The 24,916-nt window shown below is 60.0% G+C and carries 27 protein-coding genes; 5 read left to right on the top strand and 22 right to left on the bottom strand.

Annotated features, from left to right (window positions below):
* Positions 1 to 121 precede the first annotated feature (121 nt).
* Together GM415_RS07000 and GM415_RS06995 are read left to right on the top strand one after the other, a co-directional pair.
* Positions 122 to 1,249 carry a TRAP transporter substrate-binding protein gene (locus tag GM415_RS07000; protein WP_158947106.1) on the top strand — a complete coding sequence of 376 codons (1,128 nt, stop codon included), beginning with the start codon at positions 122 to 124 and terminating at the stop codon, positions 1,247 to 1,249.
* A 313-nt stretch (positions 1,250 to 1,562) separates the two neighbouring features.
* A complete protein-coding gene (locus GM415_RS06995) occupies positions 1,563 to 2,126 on the top strand; it encodes an EF-hand domain-containing protein (protein ID WP_158947105.1) in 564 nt (187 codons plus the stop codon).
* A gap of 72 nt (positions 2,127 to 2,198) precedes the next feature.
* Here GM415_RS06995 and GM415_RS06990 read toward each other — a convergent pair whose 3' ends face one another.
* The 5 genes from GM415_RS06990 to GM415_RS06970 all read right to left on the bottom strand — a co-directional run bounded on the left by GM415_RS06990 (position 2,199) and on the right by GM415_RS06970 (position 6,860).
* Positions 2,199 to 3,521, bottom strand: a complete 1,323-nt coding sequence (locus GM415_RS06990) for a TRAP transporter large permease (RefSeq protein WP_158947104.1) — start codon at positions 3,519 to 3,521, stop codon at positions 2,199 to 2,201.
* Entirely contained in the window at positions 3,522 to 4,070 is a 549-nt protein-coding gene (locus tag GM415_RS06985) for a TRAP transporter small permease subunit (protein WP_158947103.1), read from the bottom strand.
* A 330-nt stretch (positions 4,071 to 4,400) separates the two neighbouring features.
* Positions 4,401 to 5,279 (bottom strand): ATP phosphoribosyltransferase, encoded by an 879-nt coding sequence (gene hisG / locus GM415_RS06980; protein ID WP_158947102.1) that lies wholly within the window; start codon positions 5,277 to 5,279, stop codon positions 4,401 to 4,403.
* The gene (hisI, locus tag GM415_RS06975; protein WP_158947101.1) at positions 5,279 to 5,653 is read right to left on the bottom strand and encodes a phosphoribosyl-AMP cyclohydrolase; all 375 of its coding nucleotides are present in this window, start codon (positions 5,651 to 5,653) and stop codon (positions 5,279 to 5,281) included. The genes hisG and hisI overlap by 1 nt, the downstream gene beginning before the upstream one ends.
* Before the next feature lie 130 nt (positions 5,654 to 5,783).
* A complete protein-coding gene (locus tag GM415_RS06970; RefSeq protein WP_158947100.1) occupies positions 5,784 to 6,860 on the bottom strand; it encodes a PrsW family intramembrane metalloprotease in 1,077 nt (358 codons plus the stop codon).
* A 130-nt stretch (positions 6,861 to 6,990) separates the two neighbouring features.
* Between GM415_RS06970 and GM415_RS06965 the strand changes: the two genes are divergently transcribed.
* On the top strand, positions 6,991 to 8,154 hold the full coding sequence (locus GM415_RS06965; RefSeq protein WP_158947099.1) for a DegT/DnrJ/EryC1/StrS family aminotransferase: 1,164 nt from the start codon (positions 6,991 to 6,993) through the stop codon (positions 8,152 to 8,154).
* Positions 8,155 to 8,159: 5 nt separating this feature from the next.
* On the opposite strand, the gene GM415_RS06960 is transcribed toward GM415_RS06965, so the two are convergent.
* Complete coding sequence (locus GM415_RS06960; RefSeq protein ID WP_158947098.1) at positions 8,160 to 9,320, bottom strand: GGDEF domain-containing protein; 1,161 nt, start codon at positions 9,318 to 9,320, stop codon at positions 8,160 to 8,162.
* A gap of 238 nt (positions 9,321 to 9,558) precedes the next feature.
* Positions 9,559 to 9,774, bottom strand: coding sequence for a hypothetical protein (locus tag GM415_RS06955; RefSeq protein ID WP_158947097.1), 216 nt, complete (start codon positions 9,772 to 9,774; stop codon positions 9,559 to 9,561).
* A 283-nt stretch (positions 9,775 to 10,057) separates the two neighbouring features.
* Here GM415_RS06955 and GM415_RS06950 point away from each other — a divergent pair, with 283 nt between their 5' ends.
* Positions 10,058 to 10,744 (top strand): response regulator, encoded by a 687-nt coding sequence (locus GM415_RS06950; protein WP_158947096.1) that lies wholly within the window; start codon positions 10,058 to 10,060, stop codon positions 10,742 to 10,744.
* Between the two features lie 382 nt (positions 10,745 to 11,126).
* On the opposite strand, the gene GM415_RS06945 is transcribed toward GM415_RS06950, so the two are convergent.
* The 10 genes from GM415_RS06945 to GM415_RS06900 all read right to left on the bottom strand — a co-directional run bounded on the left by GM415_RS06945 (position 11,127) and on the right by GM415_RS06900 (position 18,319).
* Positions 11,127 to 11,759, bottom strand: a complete 633-nt coding sequence (locus tag GM415_RS06945; protein WP_158947095.1) for a redox-sensing transcriptional repressor Rex — start codon at positions 11,757 to 11,759, stop codon at positions 11,127 to 11,129.
* Between the two features lie 117 nt (positions 11,760 to 11,876).
* Positions 11,877 to 12,185 carry an ATP synthase F0 subunit C gene (locus GM415_RS06940; RefSeq protein WP_014323136.1) on the bottom strand — a complete coding sequence of 103 codons (309 nt, stop codon included), beginning with the start codon at positions 12,183 to 12,185 and terminating at the stop codon, positions 11,877 to 11,879.
* Positions 12,186 to 12,264: 79 nt separating this feature from the next.
* Positions 12,265 to 12,987 carry a F0F1 ATP synthase subunit A gene (gene atpB / locus GM415_RS06935; protein ID WP_158947094.1) on the bottom strand — a complete coding sequence of 241 codons (723 nt, stop codon included), beginning with the start codon at positions 12,985 to 12,987 and terminating at the stop codon, positions 12,265 to 12,267.
* A 12-nt stretch (positions 12,988 to 12,999) separates the two neighbouring features.
* On the bottom strand, positions 13,000 to 13,416 hold the full coding sequence (locus tag GM415_RS06930) for an ATP synthase subunit I (protein ID WP_158947093.1): 417 nt from the start codon (positions 13,414 to 13,416) through the stop codon (positions 13,000 to 13,002).
* Positions 13,397 to 13,699, bottom strand: a complete 303-nt coding sequence (locus GM415_RS06925; protein WP_158947092.1) for an AtpZ/AtpI family protein — start codon at positions 13,697 to 13,699, stop codon at positions 13,397 to 13,399. The genes GM415_RS06930 and GM415_RS06925 overlap by 20 nt, the downstream gene beginning before the upstream one ends.
* A 259-nt stretch (positions 13,700 to 13,958) precedes the next feature.
* Complete coding sequence (locus tag GM415_RS06920) at positions 13,959 to 15,290, bottom strand: DUF3426 domain-containing protein (protein ID WP_158947091.1); 1,332 nt, start codon at positions 15,288 to 15,290, stop codon at positions 13,959 to 13,961.
* 21 nt (positions 15,291 to 15,311) lie between these two features.
* Complete coding sequence (hpt, locus tag GM415_RS06915) at positions 15,312 to 15,839, bottom strand: hypoxanthine phosphoribosyltransferase (RefSeq protein WP_158947090.1); 528 nt, start codon at positions 15,837 to 15,839, stop codon at positions 15,312 to 15,314.
* A 19-nt stretch (positions 15,840 to 15,858) separates the two neighbouring features.
* Positions 15,859 to 16,317 carry an N-acetyltransferase gene (locus GM415_RS06910; RefSeq protein WP_158947089.1) on the bottom strand — a complete coding sequence of 153 codons (459 nt, stop codon included), beginning with the start codon at positions 16,315 to 16,317 and terminating at the stop codon, positions 15,859 to 15,861.
* A 3-nt stretch (positions 16,318 to 16,320) separates the two neighbouring features.
* Positions 16,321 to 16,833 (bottom strand): TlpA family protein disulfide reductase, encoded by a 513-nt coding sequence (locus tag GM415_RS06905; protein WP_158947088.1) that lies wholly within the window; start codon positions 16,831 to 16,833, stop codon positions 16,321 to 16,323.
* A 112-nt stretch (positions 16,834 to 16,945) separates the two neighbouring features.
* A complete protein-coding gene (locus GM415_RS06900) occupies positions 16,946 to 18,319 on the bottom strand; it encodes a M48 family metalloprotease (RefSeq protein ID WP_158947087.1) in 1,374 nt (457 codons plus the stop codon).
* A 141-nt stretch (positions 18,320 to 18,460) separates the two neighbouring features.
* Here GM415_RS06900 and GM415_RS06895 point away from each other — a divergent pair, with 141 nt between their 5' ends.
* Complete coding sequence (locus tag GM415_RS06895; RefSeq protein ID WP_158947086.1) at positions 18,461 to 19,192, top strand: glutamine amidotransferase; 732 nt, start codon at positions 18,461 to 18,463, stop codon at positions 19,190 to 19,192.
* A gap of 126 nt (positions 19,193 to 19,318) precedes the next feature.
* Here GM415_RS06895 and sppA read toward each other — a convergent pair whose 3' ends face one another.
* The 5 genes from sppA to GM415_RS06870 all read right to left on the bottom strand — a co-directional run bounded on the left by sppA (position 19,319) and on the right by GM415_RS06870 (position 24,771).
* The gene (gene sppA, locus GM415_RS06890) at positions 19,319 to 20,224 is read right to left on the bottom strand and encodes a signal peptide peptidase SppA (RefSeq protein ID WP_158947085.1); all 906 of its coding nucleotides are present in this window, start codon (positions 20,222 to 20,224) and stop codon (positions 19,319 to 19,321) included.
* Between the two features lie 9 nt (positions 20,225 to 20,233).
* Complete coding sequence (locus tag GM415_RS06885; protein WP_158947084.1) at positions 20,234 to 22,003, bottom strand: 30S ribosomal protein S1; 1,770 nt, start codon at positions 22,001 to 22,003, stop codon at positions 20,234 to 20,236.
* Between the two features lie 361 nt (positions 22,004 to 22,364).
* A complete protein-coding gene (gene phoU / locus GM415_RS06880) occupies positions 22,365 to 23,030 on the bottom strand; it encodes a phosphate signaling complex protein PhoU (RefSeq protein ID WP_158947083.1) in 666 nt (221 codons plus the stop codon).
* A 97-nt stretch (positions 23,031 to 23,127) separates the two neighbouring features.
* Complete coding sequence (gene pstB, locus GM415_RS06875) at positions 23,128 to 23,889, bottom strand: phosphate ABC transporter ATP-binding protein PstB (protein WP_158947082.1); 762 nt, start codon at positions 23,887 to 23,889, stop codon at positions 23,128 to 23,130.
* Between the two features lie 135 nt (positions 23,890 to 24,024).
* Positions 24,025 to 24,771: an AMIN domain-containing protein gene (locus GM415_RS06870; protein ID WP_158947081.1), complete on the bottom strand. Its 747-nt coding sequence runs from the start codon at positions 24,769 to 24,771 to the stop codon at positions 24,025 to 24,027.
* Between the last annotated feature and the right edge of the window lie 145 nt (positions 24,772 to 24,916).

Here is a 24,916-nt window from a genome sequence, read left to right as displayed (position 1 = left end):
ACGAAATCGCAGAAACGCCCTGATCGCTTGCCATTCCCCGCCAATTGGTGCACGTATTCACCAACAGTACAGAATCCGGCCCAAGAAGGCCGATAACGCAGTCTATACCGTGGAGGTTAGGATGAAACGTCGTGATTTTCTGAGCAAGGCCGCCATCGCAGGCCTGGCCGGCGGCACCGCGCTGCTCGCCGGTTGCCAGGGTGAAGACAAACCCGCCAACCAGGCCGCCGCCCCGGCCCAGGTCAACAAGGTCGTCAAGTGGCGGATGGTCACCACCTGGCCGCCCAAGTTCCCCATCCTGCAGACCGGTGCCGAGTCCCTGGCCAAGAAGGTCGAGGAGATGAGCGGCGGCAAGATGGTCATCGACGTCTACGCCGCCAACGAGCTGGTTCCCGGCCTCGGCGTGTTCGACGCCGTCTCCTCCGGCACCGCCGAGTGCGGCTCCGGCTCCCCCTACTACTGGGCGGGCAAGGACCCGGCGTGCCAGTGGTTCTCTGCCGTGCCCTTCGGCCTCAACGCCCAGGGTCTGAACACCTGGTTCTACTCCGGCGGCGGCCTCGACCTGTGGGACGAGGTCTACGGCCAGTTCAACCTGATCGGCCGCCCCATGGGTAACACCGGCGTTCAGATGGCCGGCTGGTTCAACAAGGAAATCAACACCATCGATGACTTCAAAGGCCTGAAAATGCGCATCCCCGGCCTCGGCGGCAAGGTTGTTGCCCGCGCCGGCGGCACCGTGGTCCTGCTGGCAGGCGGCGAAATCTTCACCTCCCTGGAGCGCGGCGTCATCGACGCCACCGAATGGGTCGGCCCCCTGCATGACCTGCGCATGGGCTTCTACCAGGCCGCCAAGTACTACTACACCCCGGGCTGGCACGAAGGCGGCAGCTGCCTGGACGTCATGTTCAACAAGGACAAGTTCATGGCCCTGCCCAAGGACCTCCAGGCCATCCTCGAGGCCGCCGCGGCCCAGACCAACATGGAAGGCCTGTGCGAGTTCGAAGCCCGCAACGGCGCAGCTCTGGAAGAGCTCATCACCAAGCACAATGTCCAGGTCAAGCGCCTCCCGGAGCAGGTCCTGGCCGACCTGCGGGTCATGGCCCGCGAGGTCGTGGCCGAAGAGGCGACCAAGTCGCCCATGGCCACCAAGGTTGCCGCGTCCTTCAACAAGTTCCAGGAACAGTGGGGCGCCTGGGCCGACGTCTCGTCGCGCACCTACTTCGACACCATCGCCGAGCGCTACGCATAGCGCCCCAGGCACGCAACTGAATAAGCAAAGGCGCGGGGAATATTCCCCGCGCCTTTTTTTCGTGGATTGCCTCCGGCGACCGGAGGAAGGGGAGGAAAAACCCTTTGCAAAGGGTTCTTTCCTCCCCTTCCCCCGGACCCCCATCCCCTCCTTTTCCTAAACTCTTTGGGGCCGCTTCGCGGGGAGAACATACAGAATTCAGGCAGCCCGTCAGCAGTCGGGCGAGGTGTTCCCGGGGCATTTATTATTGACGCGAACCGTCGGGTCCGTGTTACGGTTCGCCAAATCACACCCTCATTCAAGGAGTTCACTGATGAAGCGCACCATTTTCACCACCGTCCTGGCCGCCCTGCTCCTCCTGGCCGCAACCGCCTATGCCCAGCAGGTCCCGGAACTTCGGGGCACCTGGAAAGGCGAAACCAAAATCCAGACCCTGGACCGCGTCATCGAAAGCGAATGCGCCATCGTCATCGACGTGCAGAACGGCAACACCTTCACCGGCTACAAGCTCTACTTCAAGAAGAAGGTCCTGACCCGCGAGAAGCTGGTGGGCATCTACGACAACGGACGAATCATCATCGCGGAGAACAAGAACGAGTCCGCCTCCGGCCGACTGACCGGCAAGCAGTCCATGGAGCTGATCTACGTGGACCACAGCGCCGACGCCCGGGTCCAGTTCTGCGCCCTGAATCGCATCCACTTCACCACCGGGTTCGTGGAGATCGACAAGGACGGCGACAAGGTGCTCATGCGCGCCGAGATCACCCATCACTATCCCCTCAACGCCGAGCGCATCATCAAGGAAGCCGACCGTAACAACGACGGCAAGCTCACCCAGAAGGAGTGGGAAGACTGGAAAAAGAAGAACGGCGAATAACCGCCTCAAAAGACAAGAGAAACGCCCCGTCGAGGATACTCGGCGGGGCGTTTGTTGTTATCTGTGGTCCGGCTAGTTGCTGAAGACCACCCGGGGGAGCCAGGTGGCTATCTCCGGGAAGGCGACCACCAGCCCCAGACCGAGGAGCTGCAGGAACACGAAGGGAATGATGCCCTTGTATATCTGCCCGGTCCTCACGTCCGGCGGAGCCACGCCCTTGAGGAAGAAGAGCGAGAAGCCAAAGGGCGGTGTCATGAACGAGGTCTGGAGGTTCACCGCGAACAGGATGGCGAACCAGAGCGGATCGAACCCGAAGTCCTTCATGATCGGAGCCAGCACCGGAATGTGGATGAAGGTGATCTCGATGAAGTCCAGGAAGAAGCCGATGACGAAGATGATGCCCATGACGATGAACATGACCGTCCATTTGTCGAAGGCCAGATGGGTGATGTAGCTGCGGATGACGTGGTCGCCGCCCAGGCCGCGGAAGACCAGGCCGAACGCGCCCGCGCCCACCAGGATGATGAAGACCATGCAGGTCAGCACCATGGTGCTGCGCATGGTTTCCTTGAGCTTCTGAAAGGTGAAGCGCCCGTTGAGGATCGAGAGCACGATGGCGCCGAAAGCGCCCACGGCGGCGGCCTCGGTGGGCGAGGCGATGCCCGCGAAGATGGAGCCGAGCACGCAGGTCATGAGCAGCAGGGGCGGCACCAGTGCCTTGACCACGCGGGTCCACAATCCGGCGGCCTTGATCTCCGCCCACTCCTCGTCGGGAATGGTCGGGGCGCAGGTCTTGTTGAAGTGCGAGTAGACGATGATGTAGACGCAGTACAGGCCCACCAGGAGCATGCCGGGGATGACAGCGCCCATGAACAGGTCGCCCACGGACACGCCGATGATGTCGCCCAGCAGCACGAGCACGATTGACGGCGGGATGATCTGCCCCAGGGTGCCCGAGGCCGAGATCACGCCCGTGGCCAACTCGGTCTGGTAGCCGCGACGAATCATGGTCGGCAGGGAGATGAGGCCCATGGTCACCACAGTGGCGCCGACGATGCCGGTGGACGCGCCGAGCAGCATGCCCACGATAACCACGGATACGGCCAGGCCGCCGCACATGCGCCCGAAGAGCAGGGCCATGGTCTCAAGCAGGTCTTCGGCCAGCCCGGATCGCTCCAGCATGACGCCCATGAATACGAAGAGCGGCACCGCGATGAGCGTGAAGTTGTTCATGGTGCCCCAGATGCGCAGGGGCAGCAGATTGAAGAAATCCCAGCCGAAGCCGATCAGGCCGAAGGTCAGGGAGGTGCCGAGCAGGGTGAATGCCACGGGAAAGCCGAACATCAGCAGGATGGTCAGCACCGCGAACATGATCAGGGGAAGCGCTTCCATCATCTAGACCACCTCCCCCTGCTCTTCGGCGTTGGGATCCGCGTAGGGCTTGCCGATGATCTCCAGGAACGCCTTGAGTCCCATGGAGACGCCCTGAAGCATGACCAGGGAAAAGCCGAACGGGATGAAAAACTTGAGCACGTAGCGCGCCGGGAGCCCGCCCGGGTCCGGGGAGCCTTCGCCGATCCTCAACGCTTCCAGGAAGAACTTCCAGGAGGTTTCGAGCACCAGGAAGCAGCCCGGCAGCAGGAACAGCAGGACGCCGATGAGGTTGATCCACGCCCGCCCCTTGGGGGAGAGGCGCTGATAGAAGACGTCCACGCGCACATGGCCGTCGACCATGAGCGTGTAGCCCGCGCCGAGGAGGAACAGCACACCGAACAGGTGCCACTCCAGCTCCTGCACGGCCACGAATGTGATGTTGAACAGGTAGCGCATGATCACGTCGGTGGTGACCACGAGCACCATGAGCAGGGCCACATACCCCGCCAGCTTGCCGACCCAGAGATTGAGCCGGTCGATAGTTCGGATGATTCCGGTTAACGCACCCATTTGAAATGACCTTCCTTATGCACGAAAAACCCGTGGGGAAGCGCACTCCCCCGAAATATGTCGACGCCGCGCAACGGCGATTGTCCTGACATGGAATCCGCCCGTTCGGGCGCCCTCCTGCTCTGACCCGCAAAAGGTGTCGAAACCTAGCAAACCTCCCCTTGAATGTAAAAAACAAACCGCCTGCCACCGAATTTTCCTCGTGCGTTTGACATAAACGGAGTTCCGCTCCCAAACCGCCCTTCCGATACGGGCCGAACAGACCGGCCAAACACAAAAAGGCCGGGTGGACTATGTCCACCCGGCCCCTGTTGCGTCTGTCGGGAAAGCCTAGATGACTTTGTTCAGCGGGTATTCGATGATACCCTCTGCGCCGAATTCCACCAGCTGAGGGATCAGGTTGCGGACAACCTTCTCCTCGACCATGATTTCCACGGAGAGCCAGTTGGGGTCCTGCAACTCGGCCACGGTGGGGGAGTTCAGGGAAGGCAGGGAGCCGTTCAGTTCGGCCAGCTTGTCCTTGGGCAGGTTCATTTTCAGGCCGACCATCTTCTCGGCCCGGAGAGCGCCCTGGAGAAGCAGGTTGATCTCCTTGATAAGCTTGCGCTTCTCGGGATCTTCCCAGGCTTCCTTGTTGGCGATGAGCTGAGTGTTGGTCTGCATCAGCTCGGCGATGATGCGCAGGCCGTTGGCGCGAATGGTCGTGCCGGTCTCGGTGATCTCCACGATACCGTCGCACAGTCCCTCGACCACCTTGGCCTCGGTGGTGCCCCAGGAGAAGGAGACGTCCACGTTGATGCCCTGGGAGGAGAAGTATTCCTTGGTGAAGCCCATCAGCTCGGTGGCGATTTTCTTGCCTTCCAGGTCCTCGGGCCGCTTGTAGGGGGAGTCACCCCTGACGCAGAGCACCCAGCGCGCCTTGCGGTTGGAGACCTTGGAATAGATCAGGTCGTCCACGACCACGACATCGGACTTGTTTTCCTTGATCCAGTCCATGCCGGTCAGACCGACGTCAAAGGTTCCGTTTTCCACATAGACGGACATTTCCTGGGCGCGTGCCAGAGAGCACTTGATGCGGTCGTCGTCGATGTCAGGGAAGTAGTTGCGGTTGTGCAGCTTGATCTTCCATCCGGCCTTGGCGAAAAGATTTATGGTCGCCTCCTGGAGGGAGCCTTTGGGGACACCGAGTCGAAGAAATTGTTCAGACATTATTTATATACCTCTTTGGGGTCGAAGACGAGAGGGGCGCACTGCGTCACCTCGCCATCCTTGAGTTCGCGATAAAAGCAGGAGCGATAGCCCTTGTGACAGGCCGCGCCGCCGATCTGGTCGATGAGAAGCACCAAGGTGTCGTCGTCGCAATCGATGCGGATGGACTTCACCTTCTGCGTATGGCCCGAGGTACCGCCCTTATGCCATAGCGTCTTGCGGCTGCGGCTCCAATAATGGGCCTCGCCGGTCTCCAGGGTTTTGTCCCAGGACTGTTCATTCATGTAGGCCATCATCAGGATCTCGCCGGTTTCGGCATCCTGGGCGATGGCGGGTATCAACCCATCCATTTTCTTGAAATCAGGTCTGATCATTGCGGTACCTCATATCAGATGATTCTTGCCGGTCCGGGATTGGACCGGAGGGTTACATAGCCAATGCTGTAACAAAGCGCAACTGCGGTATTAGGGCGTTTCCCGATCGTCACCAACCATGACGAAACCGCTACTCTCCGTCCGGTCGCCCCCCGGTATTCGGCGATTCCGCCGATCCCGGTTCTTCCGTCCGTACCAGATAGTTAACCGCATGCATGCCGAACAGGGTGGACAACCCACCCAATATGAATAACTCCATCAAACCGGGGCTGCCGGTGGCCGCCACCCAGACCAGCGCGACCAGGCAGACCAGACAGGCGCTGGTGAAAATCACCGCCATGACGCGGGCGGAAGCTGCCCTGTTCCCCGCGCCGAGCACCTCCCGGCCCAGCCGCTCCATGTTCCGCTCGAGGCTTTGGGCCGGAGCCACTGCGGCCCGCCCCGCCTTTTTGAACGGCCGCCAGGCACCCTCGAACACGAACCGGGGGCCCCTTCCCCTTCGCTGCCAGGCCCTGAGCGTGCCCGTGGCCTTGGCCGCGAGCACCACCTCCTGCCTGACCACCGCCAGAAACAGCAGGCTCAGTGCGTAACCGGCCCAGGGCGAGATGGGCGTTCCAAGCTTGCCCGCTGCACGAAAGGTCAGGGGAGCTAGGTCGAACAGACCGTGAAGCGCGATCGGAATGAGCAGCGCCTTGAAATAGGATGAACGCCGCGTATGGGTGGAAAAAACCGCCCGGCCAGCATGGTAGCCCATGATGGCGCCGAGCATGGCATGGCAGGGGAGCGAAGTCACGGCTCGCCACAGGGCTGTCTGCAATCCGCCCTGGTACACGTAGATGAGATTCTCCATGGTGGCGAAGCCCAGGGAAGCGGTCACGCCGTAGACGATGCCGTCCATGGGTTCGTCAAATTCCCGGTGCGGGATGGCGTAGCAGCGCAGGATCAGAAACTTGCCGATCTCTTCCGGCACGGCGGCCATGAGAAAGGCCGCGCCAGCGCCGTAGATGTAGGGATTGGTCGAAGTCAGGCCGCCAATGAACGGCTCCAGATATGCAAAGAACACCAGCAGCCCCGGACCGAGCAGGAATCCGAGCAGAAAGGTAGTCAGGACCACGTGGGGCGGCTCCGGATATTCGTCGCTGGAGAGAAACAGCCAGAGCAGTATGGCGGAAGGTGCGAGAGCGGAAGCCAGGAGCAGAAAATTCAAACCATATCCTTTGGCGGCCGGGGTTTTGGCGGCAGCGCCAGCCTCCCCCCGTCACTAGTCGATATTTACCCCTTGCGCAATATCTGCTACTGCTCGCGCACACACAACCCTTCCAAGGAGTATCGCGAACATGCCCGTTCGTACCAAAGATAATTTTCTGGTTTTCGGAGCCCCGCTTATCGAGCAGGACGAAATAGACGAAGTGGCTGCATCAATGCGGTCCGGCTGGCTCGGGACCGGCCCCAAGGTGGCCCGGTTCGAGTCCGATTTCGCCGCTTACCTCGGCGGGGGATACGCTGCGGCCTGCAACTCCTGCACCGCAGCCCTGCACCTGAGCCTCGTGGCGCTGGGCCTGAAGCCCGGCGACGAGGTCATCACCACCCCGCTGACCTTCTGCGCCTCGGTCAACGCCATCATCCACGCCGGCTGCACGCCTGTCCTGGCGGATGTGGACCCGGTGACCATGAACATAGACCCGGATCGCATCCGCGAAAAGATCACGGACCGCACCCGGGCCATCCTGCCGGTCCACTTCGCCGGACGCGCCTGCGACATGGACCCCATCATGGCCATTGCCCGCGAACATGGCCTCAAGGTGGTGGAGGACTGCGCCCACGCCATCGAGACCACCTACAAAGGACAACACGCCGGGACCTTCGGCGATTTCGGCTGCTTCTCCTTTTACGTCACCAAGAACGTCTGCACCGGCGAGGGCGGCATGGTCATCGCCCGCGAGGAAGAGGACATCAGGAACGTCAAGGTGCTGGGGCTGCACGGCATGTCCGCCGACGCATGGAAACGTTTCTCGGACGACGGATACAAGCACTACCAGGTGATACACGCCGGATTCAAATACAACATGATGGACATCCAGGCCGCCATCGGCATCCACCAGCTCAAGCGCGTAGAGCAGTGCTTTGTCCGACGCTGCGAGATATGGGACCGCTACCAGGAGGCTTTCCGCACCCTGCCCGTGGGACAGCCCGCGCCCGAAGAGCCGGGCACCCGCCACGCCAGGCATCTCTACACCCTGCTGATTGACCCGGTGCCCTGCGGCATCGACCGTGACGAGTTCCTGATGCGCATGAACCGTGAGAACATCGGTTGCGGCGTTCACTATCTGGCCGTCCCGGAGCACCCCTACTATCAGGAACGGTTCGGCTGGAAGCTGGAAGACACCCCCCACGCCGTGGCCATCGGCCGCCAGACCATCAGCCTGCCGCTCTCGCCCAAGCTGACGGACGAAGACGTGGAGGACGTGATCACGGCGGTCAAGACCTGCCTGGCGGACTGATCCGGTCAGGCGTGATCCGACGGGCAGGCCACCCGGTTCCTGCCGTCCCGCTTCGCCTGGTAAAGCAGGGAGTCCGCTGCGGACAACAGCCCGTTGACACCGTCACAGGATTCCCCGCTCACCCCCATGCTCATGGTCACCGCGAGCCTCGGGTCCAGTTCATGCCAAGGGTACGCTTCTATGCTTTTTCGAATGTGCTCGCAGGAAACGGCAGCCTGCGGGCATGACGTGTTTGGGAACAGCACCACGAACTCCTCGCCGCCGAAACGGGCAACGACGTCGCTTTCCCGTGTGGTTTCCGTCATGATGGACGCCACGATCCGCAGCACCTTGTCTCCCATCTTGTGGGAAAACTCGTCATTGATCTGCTTGAAGTGGTCCAGATCACCGATCATGAGAGACAGGGGAGAGCCATAACGGTCTGCCTGCCGGCAAAGTTGCGCGGCCTGCTCATCGAAGTGCCTCCGGTTGTACAAAGCCGTCAGCGGGTCCCGAACGCTCAGCTGACGCAACTCTCTGTGTGCAACGGCCAGCTCGCTGCTCATGGCATTGAACGCATCCGCCAGTTCCCCCAGCTCGTCATCGGAAGGTATGTCCACATGGTGCTCTTCCTCCCTGGACTCCTGCATCTTTCTGATGGCCGAGGTGAGCTTGCTCACCGAACGGCTCAATCCGCGCCCGAAAACAAGCCCCAGGATGATCGACAGACCGATGGCGATGCCTGCGCCCTTGACCAGGGATTCGCCCACGGCCCCAAGATAGCGGACATCCTGGGGACTCAACGAGGCCATGCCAACTCTATCGGCCCATGCAACGGCCTGACCGCCTATTTCTATGGGAACGGCTCGCTGGCGCACTTCATCCGGAGCAATGGCCCCCTCTTCGTATATCCCGGCGCCCATGATCACCATCCCCTTTCCATCCATCACAACATACCTGAACGGAGGGTTGAGCCAGCGGTCTCCGAGCGGCTGTCCTTCACGTGGGACGCGGGGCAGGTGCTTTCTGTGATTTCGACGCACGAAACTGTCGAATGTTTCGGCCCTGCGGGCCGCCTTCCAGCCGCCATACGTAGTCCAGTAGTCCTTGAAGTCCAGCACGAAGCCTTGAAACGCCTGTCGCTGGGCGGCATGCTGAAAGTCGCGCTCGACCAGATAAAAAGCCATGAACCCCACTGTGCAGCAGCTAAAGAGTCCAATGGCCACCAACACAACCGTAAGTTTCGCCTGCATCCTCACCCTATTCTCCCCTCGAATACTGGAAAGCCCCGCGACATCCGAAAAACAAAGCACCCGACTTGAACCGAGTCAACCTGCTTGGTCTCCAAAAGAAAACGGCAAGCCACGGCGTTATGCCGTCCTTGCCGCAACTTTCCCGGGAGCTCGAGACGTAATCAAACCACCGCTAGCAGTCGTGGAAATCCTTGTTGATGTAAAAGCACAAATCGAACAGGTTGTGGACCATCTCGTCTACTAACTCCTCGGTGTTTGCATCGTGCTGTTCCAGAGACATCGTCTTGTTCACGATCTTCGAAAACAGCATGCCGATGAGTTGGTCGTCATATATCGACCAGTACTTGCTTCCCGAGGGAAATTTCTTATCGAATCCGTAGTAATACATGATCGTCTCCGTCCGTATTATGCGAGTTTCATTTCCTGCTTGTACTATCGGTCCGCCCGCCATTCCTCTTAAGGGTAAATTACCGCACTTTTCCAAGAACACGCTTTAGGCCCGCTACTTATCCGGGGGCCTCATTTCCTCGCTGCCTGGACATGCCAGAAACGACAAGCCCAAAAATATATGACATTTCGTTTCGATAAAGTTACGGTCCCGTAACACTGACTTAACAGAATATGGGCTATAGCAGGCCGTAACAATCCATTCCACCGAAGGAGAAGCGCTCGTGTCTGCACAGAAGGTTCTGGTTGTCGAAGACCACCGTGACACCAGGGAATTGCTCAAATACAATCTCGCCTCAGCCGGATTTGACGTTGCCGTGGCCGAGGATGGCCAGGGCGGGCTGAATCTCGCTGCCGCCTTCAAGCCGGACATCGTTCTCCTCGATCTCATGATGCCCGGCATGGACGGCCTGGAAACATGCCGCCAACTTAAAAGCGACCCCTCACTCTCGCGTATCCCCGTCATCATGCTCACTGCCAAGGGCGAAGAGGTCGACAAGATAGTCGGCCTTGAGCTGGGAGCCGACGACTACGTGGTCAAACCCTTTTCACCCCGCGAATTGATTCTGCGCATTAAGGCCGTGCTGCGCCGCTCCGGCGCCCCCGAACCCGACGCCCCCAAGCAGTGGGAGCGCAACGGCCTGAGGGTTGACTTCGAAGCCCACCAGCTCAGTGTGGACGATGAGGAGATTTCCCTCACCGCCACGGAGTTCAAGCTCCTCACCGTCCTCATTTCCGGCGCAGGCAAAGTCCAGACCCGCGACAACCTCCTGGACACGGTCTGGGACACCCACTTCGAAGGCTACTCCCGCACGGTGGATACTCATGTCCGCCGCCTGCGCCAGAAGCTCGGACCTTACGCATCCTTCATTGAGACTGTCCGCGGGGTAGGCTATCGTTTCAAGGCCTGATCCCGCTTTCCAGAAACACCCCAAACAGCTCCATGCCTCATCGTAGGCATGGAGCTGTTTGTTTTAGCAGGCGCCACTTCCCTCTCTATGCATAGTCTTCCGCAGCATCACCAAGAAGGACACCCTCCCACATTATCTGTGCTGACAACGAACAGCCTGAGCTCTTCAGAGAAGGCCGTTCGCAGTCGTGTGTACTCATCTCTAGAATCCCGATTCGAGGAGATGTTAGGAATAATCAGTTCCGAGTCATACACAAATCCTGAATCCCACTATCTGATGGGTAATGGGAGAAAGGACTCTGCCTTCAGCACCGCACAGAGCGCAAAAAAAAGGCGAACCGCTTTACGCGGTTCGCCCGATGCAAATTCAGAAATATGACGAGCTAGTCGTTGCCCAGAGTAATCTGGAAAGCGATGGAATAGAGGTGGTCAAAGAAGTCGACGTACTCGACCGGAACATGCGGAGGAACGTTGATCCGCGCCGGAGCAAAGTTGATGATGCCACGGATATTGGCGTCCACCAGGTGATTGGCGGCCCGCTGGGCGCGGTCCGGCGGCGTGGTGATAATGCCGATTTCCAATCCCATCTCGGGAGCCTGCTCCTTCAGGTGCGTGGGGCAGACGATCTCCAGATTCTCGAACTCGCGCCCGATCTTGTCGGGGTCGCAGTCGAAGGCGGCTTCGATCTTGAAACCGCGCCGCTCGAAATCGTGGTGACGCAGTAGCGCCGCTCCCATGTTGCCGACACCGATGAGCGCGCACTTCCAGACCCTGTCGATACCCAGGGACTGCTTGATGGAAGTGATCAACTCCTGGACGTAATAGCCGACTCCGCGAACTCCGAATTCACCGAAGTAAGCCAGATCCTTTCTGATCTGCGAGGAGTTGACCGAGCAGGCGCGGGCCAGCTTCTCCGAAGAGATCACGTCGGTGCCATCTCGCAACAGGTTCTCCAGAACCTGGATGTACACGGCGAGCCGACCTATGGTCGCTTTGGGGATGTGTTCGCTTTTCATGGCTCAAATAACGCGTAGGGCGCAACGTGTGCGCCAAACATGTGAAACTTTTAACAAGAAAAGGGGTGAAAAAGGGAGACCGAAGTCTCCCTTTGTATACATCTTTGCGGTCTAAAACTAGACGACGAAGAGCAGGATCAGGTTGACGACCAGGGCGTAAATGGCGAGAGACTCGATGAATGCCAGGCCGAGGATCAGGGTGGTGGAGAGCTGGCCACCGGCTTCGGGGTTGCGGGCGATACCTTCACAAGCGCCCTTCACGCCCATGCCCTGGCCGATGCCGCAGAGACCGGCGGCGATGCCCATGCCGATGGCAGTGGCGTAAGCTTTGGCGGACATGACGGGATCAGCACCTTCGGAAGCGAAAGCAACGGAAGCAACCAGAACCATAGCCAGGGTGGTGAACAGAATCTTAGCGATTTTCATTAGTGAATCCTCCAAGTGGAATCATTTAATATTGTTTTGGTCCAAGGACCATTTCCCCATAATTGGTGTGAACCCGCTTCTAGTGAGCGTGTTCGATGGCGCCCTGCAGGTAGAGCATCGTCAGCATGAAGAAGATGAATGCCTGGATGGTCTTAGCCAGGATGAACAGGAAGTACATCGGCAGGGAACCAAAGATCGGAGCCAGCATGAACATCAGGACGAGGACGATTTCCTCACCGCGGATGTTACCGAAGAGACGAAGCGTCAGGCTGAGCGGACGAGCAAGGTGAGAGATGGGCTCGAGGATCAGCATGAGCGGCGCCAGGAAGCCGACCGGACCCATGAAGTGCTTGATGTAGCCGGCGCCCCATTTGCGGATACCGACGAACTGGTAGAACACGAACACGATGATGGCCATGGCCGCCGGGGTGTTGATGTTCGCCGTGGCGGCGTCACAACCCGGGATAAGGCCCATCAGGTTCATGGTCAGGATGAAGATGAAGATCGTGCCGAGGAGCGGCATGAACTGCCGACCTTCCTCGCCGAGGTTGGAGACAACGAAGTCTTCCAGACCGCCGAAGATGGTCTCCATGACATTCTGGAGACCGCCGGGGACCAGCTGCAAGCGGCCACGGACGATCAGACCCAGAGAAAAAAGAATCGCCATCGCGATCCACATGTAAATCACGTGGTTGATGGACTCAACGCCGAGGGCGTGTTCCATTGAAGCACCCCAGTGCCCAACGGATTTGATCATGTCAGCATAGAGCAGAGGATGCTGAAGTCCGCCTGAAAAACCCATATCCAAGCCTCCTTACAATCTAGGCTTTTTGTTCCCCAGCTGCATCAGGCCCGTCACCGTGATATTTAAAGGCACGGTGCCTATTCCCGATATCAACCCCCAGTGGGGAACGCGTTCAACTCCTATTAGCCAGTACAAGGCCAGCCCGCTCAGAGTCATCTTCACCATGAATATGACAAACAGTTTGAATGGTCCGCCTTTTGGCTCGTAGACCAACGTCTGGACAACGCGGGCAAGCGTCCAGAAGTTGATGAGGGCGAGCACCGCCCCAGCCGCATAAGCGAGAGACCACCGGGAGAACAGTGTTACCAGCACGATCACTAGAGAGGTCCCCAGCGACACGTAAATCTGATTGCGGACGACGATACGCGTATCAGTACGCTGAAAGCCCCACTTCACGAGCAGCGGCTCAAGCTTCTGATTGATCATCTCCAGCACTCTTTTTCCCTTCCTGTTTCAAAGAACCATGTTGCTGTTCTTCCTGACGCCGTTGTAGCTTCCGGAAATCCTCGAAAACCGCCTTGAAGCCTGCGAGCACCCCGAGCACGAAAAAGATCATGATCAGGTAGGGCTTGGTCCCGAAATAATCGTCCAGAAAGTATCCGAACGTCAGTCCGACGATGATGGCCGACACAATGTGCAGTCCCATGGTGCTGGCCGTTCCGCCGACCTGCACTACATTTTTCCATCGTCCGTCTTTTGAAAAGAACATGTTCGCTTCCTTGTGAAGTAGTTTCACCCTGACCGGGCCACGACCCGGAAAAACCATTTCGTGCAATCCTTCACAAGTGGAGGAGAAGTAACACAGGGGCCGGTTTCGCGTCAATGCGTTTCTGGCATATTTGTGCTTTTTCTCCCAAAGTGCCTCACCCTCCGGAAAGCGGTGTCACGCCTGGCCTGAGCGGTATTCCTTTTTAACAAAAAGGAAGGCGCGCAAGCGCCTCCCCCGCTCTCTTTACTGGTGCTCCCGTTTACTCGGGATCACCCACGTCGACCACCTTGACCAGGAACTCCTTGACCCCTGCCGGGGGCTCGAAGAACACGGCCATGAAGGGCGTGGACGCCCCGGGCCTGAGGAAGGTGTTGTTGGAAAGAATGCCGACTTCGCTGGCTAGCCCTTCCTCGATCTCCTTGCGGGTCTGCACCTGCAGCTGGAACTGGGAAAGCACGTTGCCGCACAGGAAGGACTTGGAGGTAAGCACGTTGCCCGTGCCGTCATAGAGAACCACCTCGACTTTTATCCGTTCCTTGGGCGTGGTGAACTTGTTCACCGCCTTGCCTTCGACCACGAACAGGTTGCCGGTCTTCTCGTTGGCCACGTAGTACTGCTTGACGTTGCGGAGCTCTATCTTGCGGACCCGGTCGGCCGGGGATTCCCCGGGCGCGGTCTCGCCATCGCCACCGGTCTCTTCCATGAACAGCTTGCCGATGTACGGCACGTTCTGAAAGTAGGTGCCCAGGTCGACCCCGAGCAGAGTCCAGGCCCGGAAATATATCGCGGCACCGAGACCAAGGAGGACAACCAGGAGAATGACAAGGCATCCCAACTGCTTGCGGTTGCTTTTGGGTTCCTCGGCAGTCTCATCAAGGCCGAAATCCGTCTTGCCTTTGAAGGCATCTTCTTCGCCTTCCTCATCTTCGAGGCCCTCGTCTTCCAAGTCGTCTTCCGCGAAAAGATCATCCTCAACCGGAGCGCCGGCATCACCCGGTTCCTCTTCCTCCTCTTCGTCATCGCCGAAGAGATCGTCCACATCGGTCCCGCCTTCATCCTCCTCGTCATCGGCGAAGAGATCGTCGGTGTCGTCTTCTTCGTCGTCGCCGAACAGGGCCTCCACATCGTCGGCCATGCTCCCGGCATCCTCTTCCTCCTCGAAGAGAGAATCGTCTTCGGACTCGGGAGCTTCGGGAGATTCGTCAGGCTCGGAGGCATCCTCCACCTCGTCGAAAAGATCGTCCATGCCGGGCATGGATTCTTCGGGCCCGGCGTCGTCGGAGGCAGGCTCTGCAGGCGCTGTCGCACCCTCCTCATCGCCGAGTTCATCGCCCGGCTCTTCCGAGGGTTCCCCTCCGGCCCCGGCGGCCATTTCGTTGAAGGTCTCGTCGAAATCGTCACCCGCCTGCGTGTCCGTGGCCGGAGCCTGCTCTTCCAGCAGGCTCTCCACTTCCTCCTCGGGGGTGGACGGCGGCAGTTCCGCCTTGAACACGTGGGCGCACTTGGAGCATTTGACCTTGGCGCCTCCAGCCGGCACCTTGTCGTCGGGCAGGTTGTAGCGGGTCTGGCAATTCGGGCAGGTGACGATCATAATGTATTACTCCGATTATCCTTATTCCGTGGACAATTCGTAAATTCCGTCCAACTCTCTGTAGCGTTCGGCGTAGTCCAGGCCGTAGCCGACGATGAACCCGTCGTCCAGTTTGAAGCCCGCGAAATCCACGGCGACCTTCTTCTCCCTGCGCTCATGCTTATCAATAAGCGAACAGATTTTCAAACTCTTCGGTTTTCTTCCGCGCAACACATGCAGCAGGAAGTCCATGGAGTGGCCGGTGTCCACGATGTCTTCGACGACGAGCACGTCCTTGCCCTCGATGGAAATCTCCAGGTCCTTGGAAAAGACGATGTCGTCGCCGCGGGATGTGGCCGTGCCGTAGCTGGCCAGGCGAACGAAGTCCACCTCGATGCCGAGGTCGATCTTTCGGATCAGATCGGAATAAAAGAGAAACGCGCCCTTGAGCACGCAGATGCAGACCAGCGAACCGCCTTTGCCGTAGCTAGTCGTAATCTCGCTGCCGAGCTCGGCAACGCGTTGGGATATCTGTTCCGCCGTGATGAACGGGGTGAGTTTATGCGCCATGGTGTTTTTTCATGCAGGGTTAGAGATTCATGATCATGGCAACCTCGTTGCAATGATCGGGAAAGCGGGGACAATTGAGGCAGTCGGTGAAGACCTTCTGGTTGAGCTGGTCCATGTCCTCGGGCTCGAAGCCGAGATGAGCGAAGAACGCCGTCTGCTCGGTCAGGGTATAGACCTTGTAGATCCCCAGGGTCACGGCCTCGCTCAGGCACGCCTCCACCAGCTTGCGGCCGAGGCGTTTTCCCCTGTGGACAGGGTCCACCACCAGGGAGCGGATCTCGGCCAGGTTATCCCAGATGATGTTCAGGGCGCAGCACCCGATGACCTTGCCGTCATCGTCCACCACCACGAAAAAATCCCGGAGGTGGGAATATAACTGGCTGAACGAACGCGGCAGGACCAGTCCCTCGTGCTCCTCGCGATGCATGAGCAGTCCGTGGATAGCCTTGACGTCTTCTATGCGTGCCTTGCGGATCACCGGCTACTCCGCATTCAGCTTGTCGGCCATGGCCGTGAGCATGGAGTAGGGGAAGGCTCCGGGCCTTGAAAACACGGGCTCTCCGCTCTTGTTGAAGAGCACCAGGGTGGGGATGGCCTCCACGCCGAACTTCCGGACGAGGTCCTCGCCGCCCCAATAAACGGGCAGGGGCTGCTCCTTGTCCTGGAAGTAGCGCGTCAGCAATTCGCGCCGCTCATCCACGGAGACGGTGATCACGTTGACCTTGTCACCGTGCGATTGGGCGAGCTTCTCCATCTCCGGGATGGCCTGCTTGCAGGACGGGCACCAGGTAGCCCAGAAGATGAGCATTGTGGGCTTGCCCTTGTTGGCCGTCAGATAGTTGTCCAACTGTGCGACATCCATGGCCGGGAACCGTTCCGCAGGCGACTCGGGCGGGGCCGAGCTGGCCTCGGTCTCCTCGGGAGCGCCACCGGAACAGGCGATGAGCAGGAGCAAAAGCGCCGACAATGCGGCAAGCCGCTTGAAATAGTTCATAACCTACCTCGCAAAAGTGTTCGCGGAGCATACCAGAGATGTCCGGCAAATAAAAGCGCCGCCTGCCCTCGAAGGCCGCTTTTCCAGAGGAGTCCGGGCGGAATACGACCGATCAGGCCAGCCCCGCGAAGGGATCGGCCACGGGCTCGGCAGCGCCCTTGATATAGCCCCACTGGACAAGGCGATAATAGGCGTACTTGGCCTGGTCTCCGGAGTTAACCTGCTTCAGGAAACGGATATACTCCTGGGCGGCCTGCCCGGTGTGGCCCATGCCTTCCTGGCTATAGCCCTTGTAGAAGGGCGTGTAGGGGTTGCCGGGCAGGGTCTTTTCATAGGCGTCGAAATTCTCGAAGGCCGCCTCGTAGTGCTTGGACTTGACCATGAGCAGGCCGCTGAGCTGCATGGCCTGGGCCTCGCTCGGATAGACGTCCTTGGCCCTTGCCACGTACGGCTGGGCCTCGTCGTACTTGCCCTGGACCACTTGGCACTTGGACATGAGGAGCAGCCCCGCGTAGTCGTCCGGCGCGATCTTGAGCGCTTCGGCGCACTTTCCCTCGGCGTCGGCGTACTTCTTGCCGCGCAGGAGCTTCTCCGCCTCCTGGAGGTCTTTGATGGCAGGTTCGATGGCGCGGAGTTCCGCCGTGTTGTCCATGTACCGCTCGCGGTAGAAGCTGTACTCGCGGGATCCCATATACTCGGTGTAGGCCCGCTTCCTGGCCGTGGCCAGCCGCTCGGATGACATGGGGTGGGTGGAGAACATCACCTCCAGGGCGCTGGGCTCTTGCTGGTGCTGGTCGTTGAGCATATCCATGAGGCCGACCATGCCGTCCGGATTGTAACCCGCCCGGGTCATGTATTCCATGCCCAGGGCGTCGGCCTGGCGTTCGTCGTCGCGACTGTAGGACGCCAGAAGCGCGCCCACGCCGATACCGCCGAGCCCACCGGCCAGAGCGCCCCACTCTCCGCCATAGCGCGCGCCCACAAAGGCCCCGCCGATACCTGCCAGGGTTCCGGCCACCATCTGCGTACTCATGCGCGAGGCGGTGTGTCGGGCGTTGACATGGCCTACCTCATGGCCCAGAAGAGCGGACAGTTCGGCTTCGTTGTCCAGGTCCACGAGAATGCCGCGAGTGCAGGCAACGGTGCCGCCGGGGAAGGCGTAGGCATTAATATAGTTGGCGTTCACCACCTGGAAGGAATACGGCATGTTCGGGCGATGGCTCCTGTCGGAGAGGGACTTGCCCACACCGGCCACATAGCTGTTCAGGGCGCCGTCCTGAACCGGACCGTAGTCGGCGGAAAGCTGGTGGGGAGACGCCTGTTTGTCCATGGCAATCTCCTGCTCCTCGGACACGAGCATGAACTGGCTCTTGCCGGTGACCGGATTCTTGGCGCAACCGCCCATGGCCACCCCGAGGGCGGCCATGGAGCCGGCCTTGAGGAACTGGCGGCGAGTCAGCTTCGGCGACAATATGTTCGGAACCATAATCTACTCCTAATTTAGCTAAGGATACCTCAAGTTCGGGCCAGAGTTCAAGCCGGAGACCTTCTTGACACCGAGGGGGCATTGGGCGCATCCTTTCGAAAAAATCACATCATTAATTACATACATTTTTGTAGGTTATATATGAAACCATTCCTGATCATCCGCACCGGCGGGACGTTTCCCGACGTGGCCTCAAAGCTGGGCGACTTCGAAAACTGGGTTGCCCGTGCCATGGGCCTGGAGCACGGCCAGTGGATCACCGTAAACGTTCAGGGTGGCGAGGCGCTGCCCTCCCCAGGCGAATTCGCCGGATGCGCCGTCACCGGCTCCCACGACATGGTCACCGACGAAGCCTTGCCCTGGATCGAAACCACTGCGGCCTGGCTGCGCGACGCAGTGCGTGACGGCCTGCCGGTCTTCGGCATCTGTTTCGGACACCAGCTCCTGGCCCGCGCCCTGGGAGGCGAGGCGGGCTTTCACCCGAGCGGTCCGGAGATCGGAACCATGGACATCCGCTGCAGCCCCGAGGCTACGGACGACCCGCTTTTCACTGATCTTCCCGGCACTTTCCCCGGTCATACAACCCATTATCAATGCGCCCTGCGCCTGCCTCCAGGTTCGACCCTGCTGGCCGCCAGCGACCATGAGCCGCACCAGGCCTTCCGCACGGGGAAACACGCCTGGGGCGTCCAGTTCCACCCCGAGTTCGGGGCCGAGGCCATGCGCACCTACATCACGCGCCAGGCCGACGCAATTGAAGAGCGCGGCGGGCAAACCACCACCTTGCTGAGCGAAGTGAAGGAGACTCCCGAGTCAACTTCCCTGATGCGCCGATTCGTCCAATACTGTCTCGGCGAACTAGCCCAGGCGTAACCCCCGTCACCACCCGAAAAACAAGCCGCGCCGGTCAAATATGATCAGCGCGGTTTTTTCGGACGCGTATTCCATAGCCCTGAGCCTGGCGGGATATGCCTGGCCCATTGCCGAAACGTAGAGAGTCTATTTGTAGGAGAAGGTCCAGCCGCCAAGGGAAGTGGCGCTGGTAAAGTCTATGTGGATGGCGCCCATGATCTCTTCCATGAACGTCTTTTCCTTGACCGGGCCCTCCACCAGGACGGCGGTGCCGTCGATACCGCAGAGGTCCTTGAGCTTGTCGATGGCCTGATCTCGCGAGCCGAGCATGTCCACCAGCCCGAGGGCCAGGGCCTGTCGTCCGGTAACGGCCCGCCCGTCGGCGATGGCGGCCACGTCGGTGCGGTCCATGGAACGGGCCTTGGCCACGTCGTCCACGAACTGCTCGTGCAGGTCGCGCATCATGCCAAGAAGCTGCTCGCGCTGGGCGTCGGTCAGGTCGCGCATGGGGGTTCCGGCGGCCTTGTACTTGCCGGTGGTCAGCACCTCGGGCTTGATGCCCAGTCGCGACAGGGCTTCGCCCGCAGTGAAAAATTCAGCCATGACGCCGATGGACGCGGTGACCGAGCCGGGGTTGGCCACGATGATTCGTGACGGGACCGAGGCGTAGTACCCGCCCGAGGCGGCCACCGAACCGTAGGATGCGACCACGGGTTTCTCGGCGGCCAGCGCCGTGACCGCGCTGTAGATTTCCTGGGAGGGGGCGATGGCGCCGCCCGGGGAGTTGACCCGGAGCAGCACACCCTTGATGGCGTCGTCGCGCCGGAGGGTGCGAATCCAATCCACCACCTCGGTGGAGTCCATGATCATGCCCTCGATATGGACCACGCCTATCCGGTCCTTGCCCAGAGCCAGGCCGCCGTTGGTCCAACCCATGTAACGGGCAAAGGCCGTGACCCCCATGAAGAGGGCCACGGCCAGTATTATCATGATCACCCCAAAGACAAGGGGGTGGCGCTGGGAGAACCTATTTCGGGTTGCCTCCGTGCGCATGATGTATCTCTATTCTTCCTCGGCGGGAGCCTCAGGCTCGTCCACGGGGATTTCACCAGCGGCTTCCTCGAGCTTCTCGCGAAGCAGGTCGCCCAAGGTGGAACCGGCGATGTCGCCGGAGGTGGTGGAGCCGAAGGACTTGGACTTGCGTCCGCCAGCGGGCTCTTCCTTGGTCTGCTTGATGGAGAGGCCGAGACGGCGCTCGTCAGCGGACACGTGGATGACCTTGGCTTCGATGGAGTCGCCTTCCTTGAACATCTCGGAGGGGGACTTGATCTTCTTGCGGCTGATCTCGGAGACGTGAACCAGACCCTCGATGCCTTCCTCGACCTCGACGAAGAGACCGAAGTCGGTGATGTTGGTCACGGTACCGGTGATCATCTGGCCCACGGGGTACTTGGCCGGGACCTGAGTCCACGGGTCCTCGGTGAGCTGCTTCACGCCCAGGGTGAACTTCTCGTTCTCCTTGTCCACGGTCAGGACCTTGGCCTGGACCGGATCGCCGACCTTGTAAACCTCGGAGGGGTGGCGGATCTTCTTGGTCCAGGAGATGTCGGACACGTGAATCAGGCCGTCGATGCCTTCCTCGATGCCGATGAACACGCCGAACTCGGTGATGTTCTTGATGGCGCCCTCGAGGACGGTGCCCTCGGGGTACTTCTCGGCCACGACATCCCACGGGTTCGGGGAGATCTGCTTCATGCCGAGGGAGATGCGCTTCTTGTCGGGATCGACGCCGAGGACGATGACCTCGACCTCTTCACCGACCTTGACCATCTGGGAGGGGTGGCGGAGCTTGCGGGTCCAGGACATCTCGGAGATGTGGACCAGTCCCTCCACGCCGTTCTCCAGCTCGACGAACGCGCCGTAGTCGGCCAGGTTGGTGATGGTGCCGGTGAAGCGGGAACCCTGGGGGTACTTCTCGGCGATGTTCTCCCACGGATCGGGAACGAGCTGCTTCAGGCCCAGGGAGACCTTCTGCGCATCGCGGTCAAAGGAGAGGATCTTCAGTTCGAGATCGTCGCCCAGGTTGACCATTTCCTTGGGATGCTTGATGCGCTTCCAGGACATATCGGTGATGTGGAGGAGACCGTCGAGGCCGCCGAGGTCGATGAACACGCCGTATTCGGTGATGTTCTTGACCTTACCGGTGACGACCTGGCCGTCTTCCAGAGTGCTGAGCAGCTTGTCGCGCTGTTCGCTGCGCATCTCCTCGAGGAGGACGCGGCGGGAAACGATGACGTTGGAGCGGCGGCGGTTGATCTTCAGGATCTTGAAGTCGAACTCCTGGTTGACCAGAGCGTCCATGTCCGGGACGGGACGCAGGTCAACGTGAGAGCCGGGCAGGAAGGCTTCCACGCCGCCCAGATCGACGGTGTAGCCGCCCTTGATGCGACGAATGATGCGGCCGATGACTTCGCCGTCCTTCTCCTGCACTTCTTCGAGCTTGTCGAAGAGCTGCATCCGCTTGGCCTTGTCCCGGGACAGGTAAATGGTGCCCTCGGCCTCGTTCTTGCGGGCCACGTAGACGTCGACCTTCTCACCGACGGAGACGGCGATGGAGCCGTCGGCCTCGGTGAACTCGGACACGGGGATCTGGCCTTCGGATTTGAAATTCACGTCGACGAGGACATAGTCCTTGTCCACCTTGACGACTTCACCGGAGACGATGGTGCCTTCGTCCAGGTCGCCGAAATCAGAATTCAGATACTCGTCGAGAGCATCTGCAAAATTCATTTCCATTTCCGGCATTTCAACAGATTCAGTAGTTTTTTCCATGGGTTACCTCCACAACGGAACCTCGGACAATGTATTTTCGCGTTTATATTTTAAGACGTTCGGTACCAGCACATCCAAAGGGGATTCGTTCCGAGGCAGTCGAGCCTCTGGCGCGCGGTTGGCCCGGGGGCCGCTTCCGACGTCTTGACGCCTATGTCAGGAAAACCAACCATTTTGGCAGGTTGAAGCAAACAGCTTCGATCCATATTTATAAGAGTCCTGTTCCTATCTAAAAAAGACACCGGTGTAAACTCTTTTCTCGGCGACTTTACGCCCCCGAACCAAGCACGGACGGGAACAAAACATGAGGAGGCCGGGGGAAAAACTCTCCCCCGGCCTCCCAAGAAAACAGGTTGTCGCCCTACCCCTTGCAGGAGTGCTTCATGCTCGTGCCTTCGACAATGAAGACCACGGATTCTGCCACGTTGGTAGCCAGGTCGGCGATGCGCTCCATGTGACGGGCACCCATGATGGCGTGCACTCCCCGCTCCACAATGCGGGACTCGGAAACCATTTCGCTGACCAACTGTCGCAGGATGGCGATATTGAGGTCATCCGCCTTGTCGTCCATGCGGCAGATCTGCCCGGCCAGGGCCACGTCGTCGTCCACGTAAGCCTTGAAGGCATCGGAAAGCATGGTCTTGGAGATGGTGGCCAGAGACTCCATCTTGGGGTTGTGCGGCAGGGGCGGCCTCGTGGACAGGAAAATGGCCCGGTGTGCCAGGTTGACGGCCTCGTCGCCGAGCCGCTCCAGGTTCACGGTGATCCGCTGGGCCCCGACGATGGTCCGCAGATCAACGGCCATGGGCTGATCCAGTGCGAGCAGCTCCAGGGAAAAGTTGTCGATCTCGTCCTCCATCTCGTTGATGACGTCGTCGCCGATCACGACCTCCTCGGCCAGGTCGGCGTCGTTCTCGAGATAGGCCTTGATGGCCTTGTGCACGGCCGATTCGGAAAGGGCCGCCATGCGCAGGACTTTGACCTTGAGGTCCTCCAGCTTCTTGGAAAAATGTGCGCGTTGTTCCATGTATCCCTCCGGTCCGGACTGTCCGGACCCTGTTGTTCTGTACGGTTTATCGTTAGTTCGTATGTAACCGCATCCCGCCTCTGATGGCAAACCAGACCTAACCGAAGCGGCCCGTGATGTAGTCCTCGGTCTGCTTGTTGGCGGGATTGGTGAACATGGTCTTGGTGTCCCCCACCTCGATGAGCTTGCCCATGTAGAAGAAGGCGGTGCGGTCGGACACGCGCGCGGCCTGCTGCATGGAGTGGGTGACGATGATGATGGTGAATTCCTTCTTCAGCTCGTGAATCAGGTCCTCGATCTTCTGGGTGGCGATGGGGTCCAGGGCCGAGGCGGGCTCGTCCATGAGCAGGACCTCGGGCTCAATGGCCAGGGCCCGTGCGATGCACAGCCGCTGCTGCTGGCCTCCGGAAAGCCCCAGGGCCGAGGTGTGCATGCGGTCCTTGACCTCGTCCCACAGGGCCGCGCCGCGCAGAGATTCCTCCACCCGCGCCTCAAGGAACTGCTTGTCGCTGATGCCGTTGACCCGCAGCCCGTAGGCCACGTTTTCGAAGATGGTCTTGGGGAACGGGTTGGGCTTCTGAAAGACCATGCCGATGCGCCTCCGCAGGGAGACCACGTCGATACCGGGGGCGTAGATGTCCTCCCCGTCCAGAGTCAGCCTGCCCTCGACCCGCGTCCCGTTGATCAGGTCGTTCATGCGATTGATGCAACGTATGTAAGTGGATTTGCCGCAACCGGACGGACCGATGAGGGCCGTGACCCGATTGAGCTCGAATTCGATGCTGATGTCTTCCAGTGCCTTGAAATCGCCGTAATAGAAGTCAAGGTTTGTGGAAGCCGCTTTGATTGTTGTCGTCATGCCGGTGTTTCTCCCGAATTGCAATAGTGGACCACCCCTGTGGAAAACAGGGTGTTTTCGGCGGTTCTACAGGCGACCGGTTACGATCGAATGACTCGATTGTTACAATCGTGTTACAGCGCGGGCGAATCCGGGCTACGGGAGAGGGATGGTGATGACGAGCCGGTTTGTGCCGGGGGTGAAGCGAGGCGTAAGCCGGCCTGCTGGCGGGGTGCGAAAGTGCACGACCAGACGCAGCTTGTCCGGATGTTCGCCGAGAACCACGTACTTGACCTTGCCGCCGGGCAGCCGGACCACGTTGCGGGTCTTGACGGTCCATTTGCCGACCAGATCGAGCACCAGACGACGCGGGCCGTCCAGGTTCACGTATCCCGTGTCGGCGGTAGGCCTGTCGCAGGACACGGTCAGCACCAGAGAATTGCCCGCATAGGCCGCCTTGACTGAAGAGACCACTCCACTCCCCATCGTTTCTGGAGTGGCAGGTTCCGGTGACACGACCGGGACAGCGGGTTCAGGCTGCTCGGCCGAAGCGGCGGGTGCCGGTTCCGGGGCGGGAGCGGGTGCCGGTTGTGCGGTCGGCTCCGGCATTTCCCCGGGGACGGGTTCTGGCGGCAGGTCGCCCTCTCCGCCCTCCTTCGGGAGATTCGGCACGGCAGCCTGGGGTGCATCGGCTTCGGAAGCGGTGCCGGACGCGTTCTCCTCGGGCATAAGCGGCGGCTGCACAGGCGGCAGGACCGTGGGGTCCACGGTCATCCGGACCCAGCCGGAGGTCTCGTCCGCACCTGTCCCGGCTTGCGCCGCACACGGCAGAATCAGCCCCGCCGCAAAGACAAGGACGGCGAGAACGGTCGGTGCGATGTATTGCCAGCGGGTATCGGACATAAGCGTCTCCTCGGGAAGGATTCCGTGGGTATACTGGAAAGCGGGCGCGATGGCAAAGCCTCAGGCTGCCGACAAAGGCCCGATTGTGGCATTGCTGCAAAAAAACCAACTTCCAAAATACAGGAAGCACTCTTCACCATTGAAC

Source organism: Pseudodesulfovibrio cashew (assembly GCF_009762795.1).
Lineage (GTDB): Bacteria > Desulfobacterota > Desulfovibrionia > Desulfovibrionales > Desulfovibrionaceae > Pseudodesulfovibrio > Pseudodesulfovibrio cashew.
The sequence above is the reverse complement of the archived record's forward strand: the minus strand, read 5'-3'. Positions and strand labels throughout refer to the sequence as shown.